A 15,943-nucleotide genomic window follows, 5' to 3' on the forward strand; every position below is an offset into this window, starting at 1 on the left:
TGGCGGAGACGCCGGCGTTTGTCTTTTTCACAAAGGTTGACTTCAACATATCGAAAGCTTGCGCTATGGTAATTCCTGACCAGTGGAGAGGGGGACATCATGGCCAAGCGCGTTATCCTGTTGATCGGTACGAAGAAGGGCACGTTCATTGCGGAAAGCGATGAAACGCGGCAGGACTGGGCCCTGAGGGGGCCTTACTGCGATGCCTGGCCGATCAACCATGTGATCGGCGATGCTGCCACGGGTACGATCTATGCGGCCGGCGGCAACGAATGGTTCGGACCGTCTGTCTGGAAGTCGACCGATCTGGGGCAGATATGGACGCGCTCCGGCAACGGGTTCAACTATTCGGAGGGCGAGGAGCCTGTGAAATCGGCCTGGAGCCTGGCCAAGTCGCATGGACGCCTGCATGTCGGCGTCGAGCCGGCGGGGCTTTTCGTCAGCGCTGACGACGGCGATAATTTCGAACAGGTTGAATCACTTCGTGCGCATCCTTCACGTGAGACATGGGTTCCGGGCGCGGGCGGGCTGATCCTCCATTCCATCGTTCCGCACCCTGATGACCCGAACGAGCTCTGGGTGGCGATCTCGACGGCGGGCGTTTTCCATACGGCCGATGGCGGCAAGACGTTTGATGCGCGCAACAAGGGGACCCGCGCCGGCTTCATGCCGGAGGGGATGCAATATCCCGAAACGGGGCAATGCGTGCACTGCATCGTCATGGCGGCCGGCCGGCCCGATCGGCTCTACCAGCAGAATCACACCGGCATGTATCGCTGCGACGATGGCGGGGAACAGTGGGTTAGCATCGAAGAAGGGCTTCCGTCCGAATTCGGCTTTCCGGCCGCCGCCCATCCCCATGATGCGGATACTGTCTATTTCATTCCCTTGAACGGTGCGATCGAAGGTCGCTATGTGCCGGATGGCAAGGCGGCGGTGTGGAGGAGCCGTGACGCGGGGGCGACGTGGTCTGCGCTGCGCAGCGGCTTGCCGCAGGAGAATGCCTTCTTCGGCGTGCTCCGGCAGGCAATGGCGACCGACAATCTCGATCAGGCCGGCATCTATTTCGGCACGAACACCGGCACGCTTTACGGCAGCCGCGATGAGGGCGATGATTGGGGCGTGATCGCGCAGCACCTGCCGGTGATCCATTCGGTGGAGACCATGGTGATTCATGACTGAACCGTCTGCCGCGTCGTGCGAAGTCGTTTTGCCCGACGCGCTTTTGAGGCTCTATCCGGAGGCGGAGCGGCGTCTGACTGTTGCCGCCGCCGATGTCGGCGCGCTGATCGATGCGCTCGATCAGCGCTGGCCGGGCATGGGCGCGTGTCTCAAAGATTCGCGCCCGTCCGTCCGGAAGCACATTTCCATCATGATTGACGGAGAGAGGACGGCGCTGGAGACGAAAATCGTACCCGGTGCAACGGTCTTCGTGCTGACTGCCGTCAGCGGCGGCTGATGTCCGGCGCACGCCGCTGAGGGTCACATTGGACAGCGTTCAACCCACGCCTCAAAGCCCTGATTTCATGGGGGTTCGACGCTCGTGCCTTTCTTGCCATTTCCAAAATATTTTTGTCGGCAAAGCCCTGCGGTTAACGAAAGTAAACGCTTCATTAACCATTCCTAGGTCTATTGGTTAACGATTTTCGCGGTATTGCGCTCGGGGTTCACAAAAGGCTCGTGCAAGCCTCCGGCGGGAAAATATCGTGTAGAGAGATTGGGGTGTATCGTGGGCGTCAAGCATGTCGCAGTTCTGATGGGCGGGTTTTCTTCCGAGCGGCCGGTAAGCCTCTCGTCGGGAAGCGCGTGCGCTGACGCGCTTGAGGCCGTGGGCTATCGTGTTACGCGGGTCGATGTCGGTCACGATATCGCAAGCGTTCTGCTCGATCTGAAGCCCGACGTGGTCTTCAATGCCCTGCATGGCCCCTTCGGCGAGGATGGTAAGGTCCAGGGTGTTCTCGAGTATCTGGAGATTCCCTACACGCATTCCGGCGTTCTTGCCTCTGCGCTTGCCATGGATAAGGCTGTTGCCAAGACGGTGGTCAAGGCTGCCGGCGTGCCGGTCGCCGAAGCCAAGGTGCTTAGCCGATTCGATTTTACGCATGAACATCCGATCAAGCCGCCCTATGTCGTGAAGCCGGTCGCGGAAGGCTCGTCCTTCGGCGTCGTCATCGTCAAGGAAGACCAGTCGCATCCGCCGCAGGTCATCACCTCGTCGGAATGGCGCTATGGCGATCGCGTCATGGCGGAGCGCTATGTCTATGGTCGCGAGCTGACCTGCGCCGTGATGGGCGATGTGGCGCTCGGCGTCATCGAAATCGTCTCGAAGGCGAACAGCTTCTACGATTATGATTCGAAATATGCTGCCGGCGGCTCTGAGCACATTCTTCCTGCGCAGATTTCACCGAAAATTTACCAAAAAATACAAACACTGGCGCTGAAGGCACATCAGGCGGTCGGCTGCCGGGGCGTGAGCCGATCGGACTTCAGGTATGACGACCGTTTTTCGGAAGACGGAGAGCTTATCTGGCTTGAGATCAACACGCAGCCGGGCATGACCCCGACCTCTCTTGTGCCTGAAATGGCCGCGCATGCGGGTCATTCCTTTGGTGAATTCCTCAAGTGGATGGTGGAGGACGCGTCGTGTTTGCGTTGAGACGTCGGGGCAGGGCATATTACGGTCTTGGCGGCGCGGCTGTATCCGATCCGGATGCTGCGGGCGTGCTGCCGCGTCCGGTCCGCCGCGCCTTCCGTCTGGCGGTCTCGCTGGCGGATGGCCGTGTCACCGTTCCGCGCTTTGCCGGCATTGCCGGCGCGCTGGCGCTTTTTGCTGCGACGGGTCTCTACGGCATGGTGCTTGGTGGCCACACCGGTGCCGTTGCGGAAGCAACGACCTCGGCCATCGGTTTTTCCATCGACAATGTGAAGGTCTCCGGCAACCTGCAGACCTCCGAAATCGACATCCTGCAGCAGCTCGGCCTCGACGGGTCGTCCTCGGTCGTCTTTCTCAGCGCCGCCAATGCCCGCGAGCGGCTGATCTCGCTGCCATGGGTGGAGAATGCGGAAGTCCGCAAGGTCTATCCGAACACGGTCGAGATCAAGCTTTCCGAGCGCGTTGCCTACGGCATCTGGCAGCATGGCGACGAGCTTTCGCTGATCGAGAAGGATGGCAAGGTCATTGCGCCGCTGCGCGACAACAAGTTTGCGAGCCTGCCGCTCTTCGTTGGCGATGGTGCCCAGCTTGAAGCTGCGGCTTTCGCAGAGCAGCTTTCCAACTGGCCCGACCTGCAGGCCCGCATCAAGGCCTATATCTGCATCGGCGGTCGCCGCTGGGATCTGCGCATGGACAACGGTGTCGTTGTCCGTCTGCCGGAAGAGAATATCGCCCGTGCCATGCATGCCCTTTCGACGCTCGAGCAGGACCAGCAGGTTCTGGAGCGCGATATTGAAACTGTTGATCTGCGTCTGCCCGATCGCACCACGATCCAGCTGACGCAGGATGCAGCAGTGCGCCGCGACAAGGCTGTCGCCGATCGCGCGAAAATGCTCAAGAAGCTGATGGAGAAGGGCGCGTGAGTCTGTTTGGTTCTTCCTTCGGTCTACCCCGCCTGAGGCCGCTCTCTTCGAAGCGTTCGCATGTGGTCTCGGTGCTCGACATCGGTTCGACGAAGATTGTCTGCATGATCGGCAAGCTGACGCCGCGTCCGGAAAGCGAAGTGCTTCCGGGTCGCACGCACAATGTCGAGATCCTCGGCATCGGCCATCACAAGTCGCGTGGCGTCAAGAATGGCGTCATCATCGATCTGGAAGCCGCCGAAGGCGTCGTCCGTCTCGCCGTCGATGCGGCCGAGCGCATGGCGGGCCTGACGGTCGAAAGCCTGATCGTCAACGTCTCCTGCGGCCGTCTCGGCAGCGACATCTACACCGCCTCGATCGATCTGGGTGGCCAGGAAGTCCAGGAAACCGACCTGCGTCGTGTTCTCCAGGCCGCCAGCCAGTCGTCGATGAAGCAGGATCGCGCCATGCTGCACGCGCTGCCGACGGGCTATTCGCTCGATGGCGAACGCGGCATCAAGGACCCGGTCTCGATGTATGGCGACCTGCTCGGTGTCGACATGCATGTCGTCACCGCAGAACGCCCGGCGCTGAAGAATCTCGAATTGGCCGTAAACCGCGCGCATCTGTCTGTCGAAGGCATGATCGCAACACCCTATGCCAGCGGCCTTGCTGCGCTGGTAGATGACGAGGCTGAACTCGGCTGCGCGGCCATCGACATGGGCGGCGGCACGACGACGATCTCGGTCTTCGCGGAAGGCCGGCTTGTGCACACGGATGCCGTCAACCTCGGCGGCCATCATGTGACGACGGATCTGGCGCGCGGTCTTTCGACCCGCATCGAGGATGCAGAACGACTGAAGACGGTCCACGGTTCGGCGATTGCGACGACCATGGACGAGCGTGAAATCCTGTCGGTGCCGCCGATGGACGGCGATATCGAGAGCCAGCCGGTCAATGTACCGCGTGCGCTCGTTTCGCGAATTGTCCGCGCCCGCATCGAGGAAACGCTGGAGCTGATCCGCGACCGCATCCACAAGTCGGGTTTCTCCCCGGTCGTGGGGAAGCGGGTGGTGCTGACAGGCGGCGCAAGCCAGCTGATCGGCCTGCCGGAAACGGCGCGCAAGATCCTGGCCCGCAACGTGCGCGTTGGCCGTCCGCTGGGTGTCTCGGGCCTGCCGGCGGCAGCCAAGGGGCCGGCATTCTCCACGGCCGTGGGGTTGATGATCTATCCGCAGGTCGCAGAGCTCGAGCAGCTCGCGACCCAGAGCGGCCTCTTCAGCGGGTTCGGCAACGGCAGTGGCCGGATCGCCCGCATGGGGCAGTGGCTCAAAGACAGTTTCTGACCGCCAAGGCGGTCGTGAGTGAACAACATGAATTTGCCGTTACGGCGAAACGGCAAGAACCAGGAAGGAACGGGTACCATGACTATCAAGTTGCAGAAGCCGGATATCACTGAGCTGAAGCCACGCATCACCGTATTCGGTGTCGGCGGTGGCGGCGGTAACGCAGTCAACAACATGATCAATTCCGGTCTGCAGGGTGTGGAGTTCGTTGTCGCGAACACCGACGCCCAGGCGCTCACCATGAGCAAGGCCGACCGCATCATCCAGATGGGTGTGCAGGTCACCGAAGGTCTCGGCGCGGGTTCGCAGCCGGAAGTCGGTCGCGCCGCCGCTGAAGAATGCATCGATGAAATCATCGATCACCTGAACGGCACCCACATGTGCTTCGTCACCGCCGGCATGGGCGGCGGCACGGGCACGGGTGCGGCACCGATCGTCGCCCAGGCCGCCCGCAACAAGGGCATCCTGACCGTCGGCGTCGTCACGAAGCCGTTCCACTTCGAAGGCCAGCGCCGCATGCGCCTCGCCGATCAGGGCATCGCCGAACTGCAGAAGTCGGTCGACACGCTGATCGTTATCCCGAACCAGAACCTGTTCCGCATCGCCAACGACAAGACGACCTTCGCAGACGCGTTTGCGATGGCCGACCAGGTGCTCTATTCGGGCGTTGCCTGCATCACCGACCTGATGGTCAAGGAAGGCCTCATCAACCTCGATTTCGCCGACGTCCGTTCCGTCATGCGCGAAATGGGCCGTGCGATGATGGGCACCGGCGAAGCTTCGGGCGATGGCCGCGCCATGGCCGCAGCAGAAGCCGCCATTGCCAACCCGCTGCTCGACGAAACCTCGATGAAGGGTGCGCAAGGGTTGCTGATCTCCATCACCGGCGGTCGCGACATGACGCTCTTCGAAGTTGACGAAGCAGCGACCCGCATCCGCGAAGAAGTCGACCAGGACGCCAACATCATCCTCGGCGCAACCTTCGACGAATCGCTGGAAGGCATCATCCGCGTTTCGGTCGTCGCCACCGGCATCGACCGCAATGTTTCCTCCGAGGACGTCCGCCCGGCCGCTCCGGTGCGCCCGATCGCTCGTCCGGCGGCAGCCGTGACTTCCGCTCCGGTTGCCGCCATCTCGCCGGCCTATCAGCAGCCGGCCGCCAAGACCGTTGATCCGGTCGCCGAAACCATCCGCCAGGCGGAAGTCGCCATGGAGCGCGAGCTTGAAATTGCAACGCAGTCGGCTCCGGCCGCTGCACCGCAGCCCGCTGCCCAGCAGGACACGTTCCGCCCGCAGAGCCGTCTCTTCACGGCACCGCCGGCAGAGGTTGCTCCGGTTGCTCCGCGTCCCGCTCCGCAGCCGGTTGCTGCCGCACCCGTCGCAGCGCCGGCTCCGCAGCCGCGCTTCGAGCCGGTTGCCGCTGCTCCCCGCGTCGAGGAGCCGCGTCGCGCCGAGCCGATGATGGACATGTCGCCCCGCATGGAGCAGCCCGCTCCGATGCCGGTCGCGCCGCAGCCGATGGTCGCCGCCGTCGCGCCTGAGCCCGTCATGCAGCCGGTGATGGAACGCCGCGAGCCCGACATGGCCCGCATGCCGCGCATCGAGGACTTCCCGCCGGTCGTGAAGGCCGAGATGGATCATCGTACGCGTGACGTGCCGTCGCATGGTGACGAGCGTGGCCCGATGGGTCTCCTGAAGCGCCTGACGAACTCGCTCGGCCGCAAGGAAGACGAGATGCCGGCAGCTCCGGCCGAGATGGCAGCGCCGCAGGCCGCCCAGCAGCAGCGTCGTGGTCTTTCGGCAGAAGCCAGCCTCTACGCTCCGCGTCGCGGCCAGCTCGATGACCTCGGTCGTTCGGCTCCGAAGCCGGTCTCTTCGCATGAAGACGACCAGCTCGAAATCCCGGCCTTCCTGCGCCGTCAGTCGAACTGAGACGGTTCACCCAAGCTTACCCACGCCCGGCCGTCACATGGCCGGGCGTTTTCGTTTTAAGACATTGGAAACATTTCGATCTCGACTTCGCTTCAAAACGTTACAAAGCGATAAAAACAGTGATTTGGCCTTTTCTGGCGAGGGGACTATCTAGTTTCATGACAACGGGTTCATGTATGTGAGTCCGCGCCGACATGAAGCAAATGCTCCAGGTGTCAGCGAGTATGCGTGATGGCGGCATCGGCCGCGGGTAATGATCGGAAGGTTCTGATGGGCGTTGATTTCCTGGGCTTGCAAACAACCATTGCAAACTCTTTTACGCTGGAGGGCGTAGGCGTCCATTCTGGGTCCGAGGTGAGCGTTACCTTTATCCCCGCTGAGGCCGGTACCGGCATCGTTTTCCACCGCATGCACGAGAATGGTGATGTCACCGAGCTGAAGGCCGTGTCCTCGCAGGTCGGCAATACCGATCTCTGCACCATGCTCGGCTTTTCGCCGGCCACGTCCGTCGCCACGATCGAGCACCTGATGGCGGCTCTCTATGCGATGGGCGTCGACAATGTCGTCATCCAGGTGACGGGTGCGGAAATCCCGGTCATGGATGGCAGCTCGGCTCCGTTCATCGAAGCGATCGAACTTGCAGGCACGCAGACGCTCGGCGTCAAGCGCCGTTACATTCGCGTGATCAAGCCTGTCCGCATCGAGGCCGGTAATTGCTGGAGCGAGTTCGTTCCGCATGACGGTACGCGATTCGAAGTCGAGATCGACTTCCCGACGCCGCTGATCGGCAAGCAGTCCTGGAAGGGCGAACTGACGGCCGCTTCGTTCAAGGACGAGCTGTCCCGCGCGCGCACCTTCGGCTTCATGCGCGATGTCGAGCGCCTGTGGGCCGCCGGCCTCGCGCTCGGCTCGTCGCTCGAAAATTCGGTCGTCATTTCCGACAACGACACTGTCGTGAACCCGGAAGGCCTGCGCTACAAGGGTGACGAGTTCGTGCGTCACAAGACGCTCGACGCCGTTGGCGATCTGGCGCTGGCCGGCGCGCAGTTCATCGGCTGCTACCGCTCCTATCGCGGTGGCCACAAGATGAATGCGCTGGCGCTCAAGGCACTGCTGCAGGATCCGTCGGCTTACGAAGTCGTGGAAGCCCCTGTCAGCCGCCAGCGCGTTCGCGCCTTCGAGATGATCGCGGTTAACGCGCCGGAATTCGCGCCCTGGAGCGCGTGAGGCGAGGCGACTTCGCTTCGCGCGGACTTGCCGATGCGCTCCACTAGATTTGCATCGAACGACAATCATCTCAAAAATTCTTCGTTGATGGACAGCCCGATTGGGCTGTTCTTTGTTATAAACGCCACAAATTTGCGGCAAAGGCCGATCATGGCGTTGCTCTTGGCATGCGTTTGGAGATAGAAACGCGTCACTGGCGGTTCTGGCAACCTTGGCATGACCGCTTCAAATGGGACTTTTCCGATGGAATTTGCGAATACCGCCGCGCTGAACAAGAAAGTACGATTTGCCCTGCTGTCTGTTGCGCTTGCCGTGGCCGGCGCCGGTCTTTCGGCTTGCAACAGCGATCCCGATATCGACATCACCAAGATCAAGGCGAATACGGATCCGGCGGACAAGCTTTATGCTCAAGGCCTGGCGAACCTGAACGCCGGCAATGTCGGCGAGGCGAAGGCGAAGTTCGCGGCCATCGACAAGCAGGATCCCTTCTCGGAAGAAGCCCGCAAGTCACTCGTGATGAGCACCTTCCTGAACTATCGCAACGGCCAGTTTGACGAGGCGATCGTCGCCGGCAGTCGCTACATGAAGCTTTACCCGGAATCGAAGGATGCCGCTTACGTCCAGTATCTGGTCGGGCTTTCCTTCTACAAGAAGATCCCGGACGTGACGCAGGACCAGCGCTATGCGGCCGAAACGATGAAGGCGATGCAGGCCGTCGTCGACAACTATCCGACCTCCGAATATGCCGATGACGCGCGCTCGAAGATCCGTATGGCGAAGGATCAGCTGGCCGGCAAGGAAATGCAGGTCGGGCGCTACTATCAGGAGCGCAAGGAATACATTGCCGCCGTCTCGCGCTATCGCAACGTTGTCGAGACCTACCAGAGCACCAATCAGGTTCAGGAAGCGCTCGCCCGTCTGGTCGAATGCTACTATGCGATGGGCGTGACGACGGAAGCCCAGACGGCTGCCGCCGTTCTCGGCGCCAACTATCCCGACAGCCAGTGGTATGCGGATAGCTTCAAGCTCTTGAAATCCGGTGGCCTTGAGCCGCGCGAGAATTCCGGCTCGTGGATTTCCCGCGCTGCCAAGAAGCTGGTGCTCGGCGAAGGCTGATCCCCATGCTTGCCCAGTTGTCGATCCGCGATATCGTTCTGATCGAACGGCTGGACCTCGAGTTCTCTGCCGGCCTGTCGGTTTTGACCGGTGAAACGGGTGCCGGCAAATCCATTCTTCTCGATAGTCTGTCGCTGGCGCTGGGCGGGCGCGGTGACGGCTCTCTCGTGCGTCACGGCATGGAGAAGGGGCAGGTGACGGCCTCCTTCGATGTCGGCATGGATCATCCCGCGCGCCTCATGCTGCGGGAAAACGGCATCGACGACGATGGCGACCTGATCTTCCGCCGCCAGCAATCCGCCGATGGCCGCACCAAAGCCTATGTGAACGACCAGCCCGTCAGCGTGCAGCTGATGCGCGATGCCGGCGCGCTGCTGGTCGAGATCCACGGGCAGCATGACGATCGCGCGCTGGTCGACATGCATGCCCACCGGCTGCTGCTCGATGCATTTGCCGGGCTTTCCACCGAAGCAGAGCGCGTGGGGCAGGCGTGGCGGTCCTGGAAACAGGCCGAGCGCGCCTTCGAGACGCATCGCCAGAAGGTCGAGGCCGCCGCCCGCGAGGCCGATTTCCTGCGCTCTGCCGTCGAGGAGCTGGAAAAGCTCTCGCCCGAGGACGGCGAAGAGGATGTGCTGGCCGAGCGCCGCACCGCCATGCAGAAATCCGAGCGGATTGCGGGTGACATTTCCGAGGCGTCCGAATTCCTCAACGGCAATCATTCGCCCGTTCCGGAAATCGCCTCGATGTTGCGCCGTTTGGAGCGCAAGAGCCATGAAGTTCCCGGCCTTCTTGAAGACACGGTGGCGCTGCTTGATGGCGCGCTGAACCAGCTTTCCGACGCGCAGATGGCGGTCGAGGCGGCACTGCGCAAGACGGAGTTCGATCCGCGCGAGTTGGAGCGCGTCGAGGAGCGGCTGTTTGCGCTTCGCGCTGCCTCGCGCAAGTACAATGTCCCGGTTTCCGAACTGCCGGCGCTTGCCGTGCGGATGATTGGCGATCTCGCTGATCTCGATGCCGGCGAGGAGAAGCTCGGCAAGCTGGAGGCCGCAGTCGCCGAGGCAAAGCAGCACTATTTTGCGCTGGCTCGCGTTCTGTCGGAGAAGCGGCACAATGGCGCGGTGGCGCTGGGCGAGGCGGTCATGGCGGAACTGCCGGCGCTCAAGCTGGAGCGCGCGCGCTTCTTCGCGAATGTCGCGAGCGACGACGCCAACGCGGCGTCGTCCGGCATCGATCTGATCGAATTCCATGTCCAGACGAACCCGGGCACACGGCCCGGCCCGATCATGAAGGTCGCCTCCGGCGGCGAACTCTCGCGCTTCCTCCTGGCACTGAAGGTGGCGCTTGCCGATCGCGGCTCGGCGCCGACGCTGGTCTTCGACGAAATCGACACGGGCGTTGGCGGGGCCGTGGCGGATGCCATCGGCCAGCGGCTCAAGCGTCTTTCGGAAAAGGTGCAGGTACTCTCCGTCACCCATGCGCCGCAGGTCGCCGCACGTGCGGCCACACATCTCCTCATCTCCAAGGGGCCGACCGGAGATGCCGGGACGATCGCCACCCGCGTTCACCGCATGGATGAGGAAGCCCGACGCGAGGAAATCGCCCGCATGCTGGCCGGCGCGACCGTGACCGACGAGGCGAGGGCGGCGGCGGCAAGTCTTCTCGGCGGGTAGGGCTACGAATTTCGACATACGAGATCATGACTGGAGTCGGACGATGAGAAAGCTCAAGGATGTGGTCGCAAGGCCTGAATATGAGCTTCAAGGCATCTTTGATGGTGGACTGTGCGGCGTTGTCGAACTGAAGAACCGGCTTTTCGGTGTCATGTTTGAACCGCTTCGTGATCTGGCATTCTTTGCATGTGCCCGCGTCGATTCCTTCGGTGCCGTCGTTTGGCCGAATGGGGCAGATCTCGACCCCGCCGAACTTTATGCGCTTTTGCTGACCTCTTCTGGTTTGAGAGATAGGTTGGAGCACGGTTATCGCGAGATGGCAGCGGACCGAGGTCGAGAGACGGAAGCAAACGAGTGGGTGGAGGCGAAGTGTTTCTATGCCCCTTCCGACAGCTAGAGTTCAGCCCTAAGAGATCATTTGCCCATCTACCAGGAGTTCGCGTGTGTATGCCGTTCTGACGACCTACTGGCCGCATATTCTCCTCGTGCTTTCCTTCCTGATGGGTGGTGTTGCGGCCATTCATGCGACGATGAGCAAGCGGGACGTGCGCTCGGCGATCGGCTGGGTCGGCGTCATTCTCCTGTCTCCCATTCTCGGCGCCGTCATCTATGCGGTGGCCGGCATCAACCGGATGCGCCGGCAGTCGATCATGGCGCGCGGCACGTTGCGCAATGAAAGGCTGCGGGGTGGACATGTTTCGCTGCCGGTGTCGCAAGATGATTACGAGATGGCCTTCGGCCCTCATTTCGGCGCGCTGAAAATGCTGGGCGACCGGGTTGCCGGGCCGCTTCGCGACGGCAATCTGGTCACGGTTCTGGCCAGCGGCGACGAGACCTATGATGCGCTCTGTGCCGCGATCGACACGGCCGAGCGCAGCATCATTCTCGAAACCTATATTTTCGACCGCGACCGCGTCGGCCTGCGCATTGCCGAGCGGCTGGCGGCGGCCGTGCAGCGGGGCGTCGAGGTGAGGGTGCTGATCGATGCGGTCGGCGCGCGCTATTCGGTGCCCAGCATCGTGCCTTACCTGCGCGACAGGGCCATTCCGGTTGCTGACTTCAATGGTCACGTCATCGTCGGTCTGCGCCTGCCTTACGCAAACCTGCGCACCCACCGCAAGATCGCCGTGATCGACGGCAGGATCGGCTTCATGGGTGGGATGAACATCCGCGCGGCGTTCAGCGGGCCGGGTGCGGCGCTCGACACGCATTTCCGTGTCACGGGACCGATCGTTGGCGATCTTCTCGCCGTGGCGGCTGATGACTGGCATTTCGACACCGGCGAATTGCTGGAGGGTGATGCGTGGCGGGTGGAGGGCGAGCCGTCGGATGAGGCTTCGATGATGACGCGGGTCGTCGTTTCCGGGCCGGATGCCAATCTCGAGACCAATCACAAGGTCATCATGGGAGCAATTTCCGTCGCCGAGCGTTCTGTTCGCATCATGTCACCCTATTTCCTGCCCGACGGCATACTTCTTGGAGCCATTGCGACCGCAGCGCTGCGCGGTGTGGCGGTGGAGATCATCGTGCCGGCCAAGAACAATCTCGGCGTCGTGGCGCGCGCGATGACGGCGCAATTTGGCGAGACGATCCGCAGCGGTGTCCGCATCTTCAAGGCTGGTGCGGTGTTCAACCATTCCAAGCTGATGATCGTCGACGACAAATGGGCCTATATCGGCTCTTCCAACATGGATTCGCGGTCGCTGAGGCTCAATTTCGAGATCGACATGGAAGTGCACGACCGGGCGTTCGTGCGCGATCTTCACGCTCGGTTCGACGAGGCGATGGAGGGCGCGAGCGAGGTGACGCAGGAGATGCTGCGCAAGCGACCCTTTCCGATCCGGCTTCTTGACCGTATCTTCTGGCTTGCCTCCCCTTATCTCTAGTGGCCCGTGCGTGATCCCGTGACGAAAACACATCGAAATCTCGCCGAGGTCCTGGTCTCTTCGCTGCGCCGCAAGCGGACGGAAATGTCCGTTCGCCATGCGTTTGGCGATGCCGACGACAAGCTGGTCGTCGCCTCCTACAATGTTCACAAATGCGTCGGCACGGACGGGCGCTTCGATCCCGGGCGGATCATGGATGTGATCCGCGAGATCGGGCCGGACGTCATGGCGCTGCAGGAGGCCGACATGCGCTTCGGCGAGCGCGTCGGGCTTCTCGATCTCACCCGTCTGCGGCTCGAAACTGGGCTTGTCGCCGTGCCGATGAAGACGGTCAGCAAATCGCATGGCTGGCGCGGCAATGTCATCCTTGTGCGCAAGGGGGCGTTGAAGGATGTGCATGAGGTGGCGCTGCCGGGGCTGGAGCCGCGCGGCGCGCTGGTGGCTGAACTCGAACTCGACAACGGCTCTGCGCTCAGGATCATCGCCGCCCATCTCGGGCTGCTGCGCCGCTCGCGCCAGCAGCAGGCGGAGTTCCTGCTGGAGCTGATGTCCCGACGGGGTGACTGTCCGACGCTGCTCATGGGCGACTTCAACGAATGGCGGCTCGGCAAGCGCTCGGCGCTCAAGCATTTCGAGGCCGCTGTGGGGCCTCTGCCGCCGGCGCTGCCGAGTTTTCCGGCACAATTGCCGGTCCTGTCGCTGGATCGCATCATCGGCAATCGCCGGGGCATGATCGCCAATATCGCCGTGCATGACACGCCGCTGGCGCGGCTTGCCTCGGATCATCTGCCGCTGGCGGCCGTCATCGATCTCGATGCTGCCACGACGTGACAGGGATGGCGGCCGAGGGCATCTTTTCATTCGTCAGAAATTGGTTTCTTGTTTGCCGCGCCGGGTTATCGAAAAACCGGACTCCACTTTTTCGCCCGGCGCATTAAGACAAGGCACAAATCCCGTTGGAGGCAGGCATGGCGAACGAACCGATTTCCGTTGCGGAACTGACCGCAGAGCAGGCAGCTCAGGAGCTTGAGCGTCTTGCCCGGGAATTGGCCCATCATGACGCGCTCTATCACGGCAAGGACCAGCCGGAGATCACGGACGCCGAGTATGACGCGCTGAAGCGCCGCAACGAGGCGATCGAGGAAGCTTTCCCCAATCTCGTGCGCGTGGATGGTCCGTCGCGCCGGGTGGGGGCGGCGCCCGCCGCCGGTTTCCAGCAGATCGTCCATGCCCGGCCGATGCTGTCGCTCGACAACCTCTTTACCGATGAGGACGTGACCGATTTCGTCGCCAGCGTCTATCGCTTCCTCGGCCGGTTGCCGGACAATTCCATCGCCTTCACCTCGGAACCGAAGATCGACGGACTTTCGATGTCGATTCGTTACGAGAATGGGAAGATGGTCAGCGCCGCCACGCGTGGCGATGGCGCGGTGGGCGAGAACGTCACCGCCAACATCCGCACGATCTCGGAAATCCCGCAGCAATTGCCCGCCGATGCGCCGGCCGTCGTCGAGGTGCGCGGCGAGGTCTATATGGCCAAGAGCGACTTCATGGCGCTGAACGCCCAGATGGAGGCGGAAGGCAAGCAGACCTATGTGAACCCGCGCAACACCGCCGCCGGGTCGCTGCGCCAGCTTGACGCCAAGGTGACGGCGAGCCGCAAGCTGAGGTTCTTCGCCTATGCCTGGGGCGAGCTTTCCGAGCCGCTGACCGAAACGCAGCTTGGCAATGTCGAGGTCTTCCAGCGCTGGGGCTTTCCGGTCAATCCGCTGATGAAGCGATTCCACTCTGCGGCGGAACTCATTGAACATTATCGCCAAATTGGCCTCGCGCGCGCCGGCCTCGACTACGATATCGACGGTGTCGTCTACAAGGTCGACCGGCTCGAACTTCAGGAGCGTCTCGGCTTCCGCTCGCGCTCGCCGCGCTGGGCGACGGCGCACAAGTTTCCGGCAGAGCAGGCGACGACCGAGCTTCTCGGCATCGACATCCAGGTTGGCCGCACCGGCGCGCTGACCCCCGTCGCGCGTCTTCGTCCGATCACCGTCGGTGGCGTCGTCGTGACCAATGCAACGCTCCACAACGAGGATTACATCAAGGGCATCGGCAATTCCGGCGAGAAGATCCGCGAGGGCCGCGACATTCGCGTCGGCGACACCGTGATCGTCCAGCGCGCCGGCGACGTCATTCCGCAGATCGTCGATATCGTCCTGGAGAAGCGGCCGGAAGGGGCGGGGCCCTATCAGTTCCCGCGGACATGCCCGGTCTGCGGCAGTCATGCGGTGCGCGAGATCCACGAAAAGACCGGCAAGGAAGACAGCGTGCGTCGCTGCACCGGCGGTTTCGTCTGCTCGGCGCAGGCCATCGAACATCTGCGCCATTTCGTTTCCCGCAATGCCTTCGACATCGAAGGGATGGGCACGAAGCAGGTGGAGTTCTTCTTTACGGCTGACGATCCGGCGCTGTCCATTCGCGTGGCGCCCGACATCTTCACGCTGGAGGCGCGGCAGCGCGGCTCGCTGGCCAAGCTCGAAAACCGCGATGGCTGGGGCGCGACCAGCGTCACCAAGCTTTATGCCGCGATCAATTCGCGCCGTTCGATCGCGCTCAACCGCTTCATCTTCGCGCTCGGCATCCGCCATGTCGGCGAGACGACGGCCAAGCTGCTCGCGCGGTCCTATGGCACGGTCGAAGCGTTTCTGGCGGCGATGCAGGCGGCCGGCACGTTTGCGGGCGAGGCCTGGAACGACCTCAACAATATCGACGGGATCGGCGAGGTGGTTGCCCGCGCCGTGGTCGAATTCTTCCACGAGCCGCGCAATATCGAGGTGATCGACCGGCTGTTGGCCGAGGTCACGCCCGAGCCGATGGCGGTGGCCGACACGACCGGCTCACCGGTTGCCGGCAAGACGGTCGTCTTTACCGGGTCGCTCGAAAAGTTCACCCGCGATGAAGCCAAGGCCAAGGCTGAGAGCCTTGGCGCAAAGGTCGCCGGATCGGTGTCGTCGAAGACCAATATTCTGGTGGCCGGGCCGGGCGCGGGTTCCAAGCTCGCCAAGGCGCAGGAACTGGGCGTTCAGGTCATGGACGAGGACGGCTGGCTGGACCTGATCAAGGGACTGTGACGGGCTCACGGAAGGTGGCGTCGATGGGGATCGGCACGCCGTCCCGTGTCTTCGCAACTGCTTAAATATAAGAAAAGTCAAATATA

The 15,943-nt window shown here is 62.4% G+C and carries 13 protein-coding genes; all 13 read left to right on the forward strand.

Translation table 11 applies throughout. The features are described from left to right. Positions 1 to 99 precede the first annotated feature (99 nt). The 13 genes from LQK84_RS09060 (at position 100) to ligA (ending at position 15,857) form a co-directional block, all read left to right on the forward strand. Complete coding sequence (locus LQK84_RS09060) at positions 100 to 1,182, forward strand: WD40/YVTN/BNR-like repeat-containing protein (protein WP_230828383.1); 1,083 nt, start codon at positions 100 to 102, stop codon at positions 1,180 to 1,182. Continuing rightward, positions 1,175 to 1,459: a MoaD/ThiS family protein gene (locus LQK84_RS09065; RefSeq protein ID WP_230828384.1), complete on the forward strand. Its 285-nt coding sequence runs from the start codon at positions 1,175 to 1,177 to the stop codon at positions 1,457 to 1,459. Before LQK84_RS09060 ends, LQK84_RS09065 begins: the two co-directional genes overlap by 8 nt. A 270-nt stretch (positions 1,460 to 1,729) precedes the next feature. Next, complete coding sequence (locus LQK84_RS09070; RefSeq protein WP_230828385.1) at positions 1,730 to 2,656, forward strand: D-alanine--D-alanine ligase; 927 nt, start codon at positions 1,730 to 1,732, stop codon at positions 2,654 to 2,656. Next, positions 2,644 to 3,576: a cell division protein FtsQ/DivIB gene (locus tag LQK84_RS09075; RefSeq protein ID WP_230828386.1), complete on the forward strand. Its 933-nt coding sequence runs from the start codon at positions 2,644 to 2,646 to the stop codon at positions 3,574 to 3,576. Before LQK84_RS09070 ends, LQK84_RS09075 begins: the two co-directional genes overlap by 13 nt. Next, positions 3,573 to 4,901 (forward strand): cell division protein FtsA, encoded by a 1,329-nt coding sequence (ftsA, locus tag LQK84_RS09080; RefSeq protein ID WP_230828387.1) that lies wholly within the window; start codon positions 3,573 to 3,575, stop codon positions 4,899 to 4,901. The genes LQK84_RS09075 and ftsA overlap by 4 nt, the downstream gene beginning before the upstream one ends. A 78-nt stretch (positions 4,902 to 4,979) precedes the next feature. After that, positions 4,980 to 6,833 carry a cell division protein FtsZ gene (gene ftsZ / locus LQK84_RS09085; RefSeq protein ID WP_230828388.1) on the forward strand — a complete coding sequence of 618 codons (1,854 nt, stop codon included), beginning with the start codon at positions 4,980 to 4,982 and terminating at the stop codon, positions 6,831 to 6,833. 270 nt (positions 6,834 to 7,103) lie between these two features. After that, positions 7,104 to 8,060 (forward strand): UDP-3-O-acyl-N-acetylglucosamine deacetylase, encoded by a 957-nt coding sequence (gene lpxC / locus LQK84_RS09090; RefSeq protein ID WP_230828389.1) that lies wholly within the window; start codon positions 7,104 to 7,106, stop codon positions 8,058 to 8,060. Positions 8,061 to 8,303: 243 nt separating this feature from the next. After that, positions 8,304 to 9,176: an outer membrane protein assembly factor BamD gene (locus LQK84_RS09095; protein ID WP_230828390.1), complete on the forward strand. Its 873-nt coding sequence runs from the start codon at positions 8,304 to 8,306 to the stop codon at positions 9,174 to 9,176. Positions 9,177 to 9,181: 5 nt separating this feature from the next. Beyond that, positions 9,182 to 10,846, forward strand: a complete 1,665-nt coding sequence (gene recN, locus LQK84_RS09100; RefSeq protein ID WP_230828391.1) for a DNA repair protein RecN — start codon at positions 9,182 to 9,184, stop codon at positions 10,844 to 10,846. A 43-nt stretch (positions 10,847 to 10,889) separates the two neighbouring features. Beyond that, positions 10,890 to 11,243 (forward strand): DUF2442 domain-containing protein, encoded by a 354-nt coding sequence (locus LQK84_RS09105; RefSeq protein WP_230828392.1) that lies wholly within the window; start codon positions 10,890 to 10,892, stop codon positions 11,241 to 11,243. Between the two features lie 46 nt (positions 11,244 to 11,289). Next, positions 11,290 to 12,732 (forward strand): cardiolipin synthase, encoded by a 1,443-nt coding sequence (cls, locus tag LQK84_RS09110; RefSeq protein WP_230828393.1) that lies wholly within the window; start codon positions 11,290 to 11,292, stop codon positions 12,730 to 12,732. Between the two features lie 18 nt (positions 12,733 to 12,750). Next, positions 12,751 to 13,563 carry an endonuclease/exonuclease/phosphatase family protein gene (locus tag LQK84_RS09115; RefSeq protein ID WP_230828394.1) on the forward strand — a complete coding sequence of 271 codons (813 nt, stop codon included), beginning with the start codon at positions 12,751 to 12,753 and terminating at the stop codon, positions 13,561 to 13,563. A gap of 137 nt (positions 13,564 to 13,700) precedes the next feature. Beyond that, the gene (gene ligA, locus LQK84_RS09120) at positions 13,701 to 15,857 is read left to right on the forward strand and encodes an NAD-dependent DNA ligase LigA (RefSeq protein WP_230828395.1); all 2,157 of its coding nucleotides are present in this window, start codon (positions 13,701 to 13,703) and stop codon (positions 15,855 to 15,857) included. The last annotated feature ends 86 nt before the right edge of the window (positions 15,858 to 15,943 follow it).

It is taken from the genome of Rhizobium sp. C4, assembly GCF_021026315.1.
Classification (GTDB): domain Bacteria; phylum Pseudomonadota; class Alphaproteobacteria; order Rhizobiales; family Rhizobiaceae; genus Ensifer_A.

Bases quoted from the DNA above. Each gene is read 5' to 3' on its own strand.
- ligA (WP_230828395.1), top strand. From the start codon at position 13,701: ATGGCGAACGAACCGATTTCCGTTGCGGAACTGACCGCAGAGCAGGCA.
- lpxC (WP_230828389.1), top strand. From the start codon at position 7,104: ATGGGCGTTGATTTCCTGGGCTTGCAAACAACCATTGCAAACTCTTTT.
- LQK84_RS09095 (WP_230828390.1), top strand. From the start codon at position 8,304: ATGGAATTTGCGAATACCGCCGCGCTGAACAAGAAAGTACGATTTGCC.
- recN (WP_230828391.1), top strand. From the start codon at position 9,182: ATGCTTGCCCAGTTGTCGATCCGCGATATCGTTCTGATCGAACGGCTG.
- LQK84_RS09105 (WP_230828392.1), top strand. From the start codon at position 10,890: ATGAGAAAGCTCAAGGATGTGGTCGCAAGGCCTGAATATGAGCTTCAA.
- ftsZ (WP_230828388.1), top strand. From the start codon at position 4,980: ATGACTATCAAGTTGCAGAAGCCGGATATCACTGAGCTGAAGCCACGC.
- LQK84_RS09060 (WP_230828383.1), top strand. From the start codon at position 100: ATGGCCAAGCGCGTTATCCTGTTGATCGGTACGAAGAAGGGCACGTTC.
- LQK84_RS09065 (WP_230828384.1), top strand. From the start codon at position 1,175: ATGACTGAACCGTCTGCCGCGTCGTGCGAAGTCGTTTTGCCCGACGCG.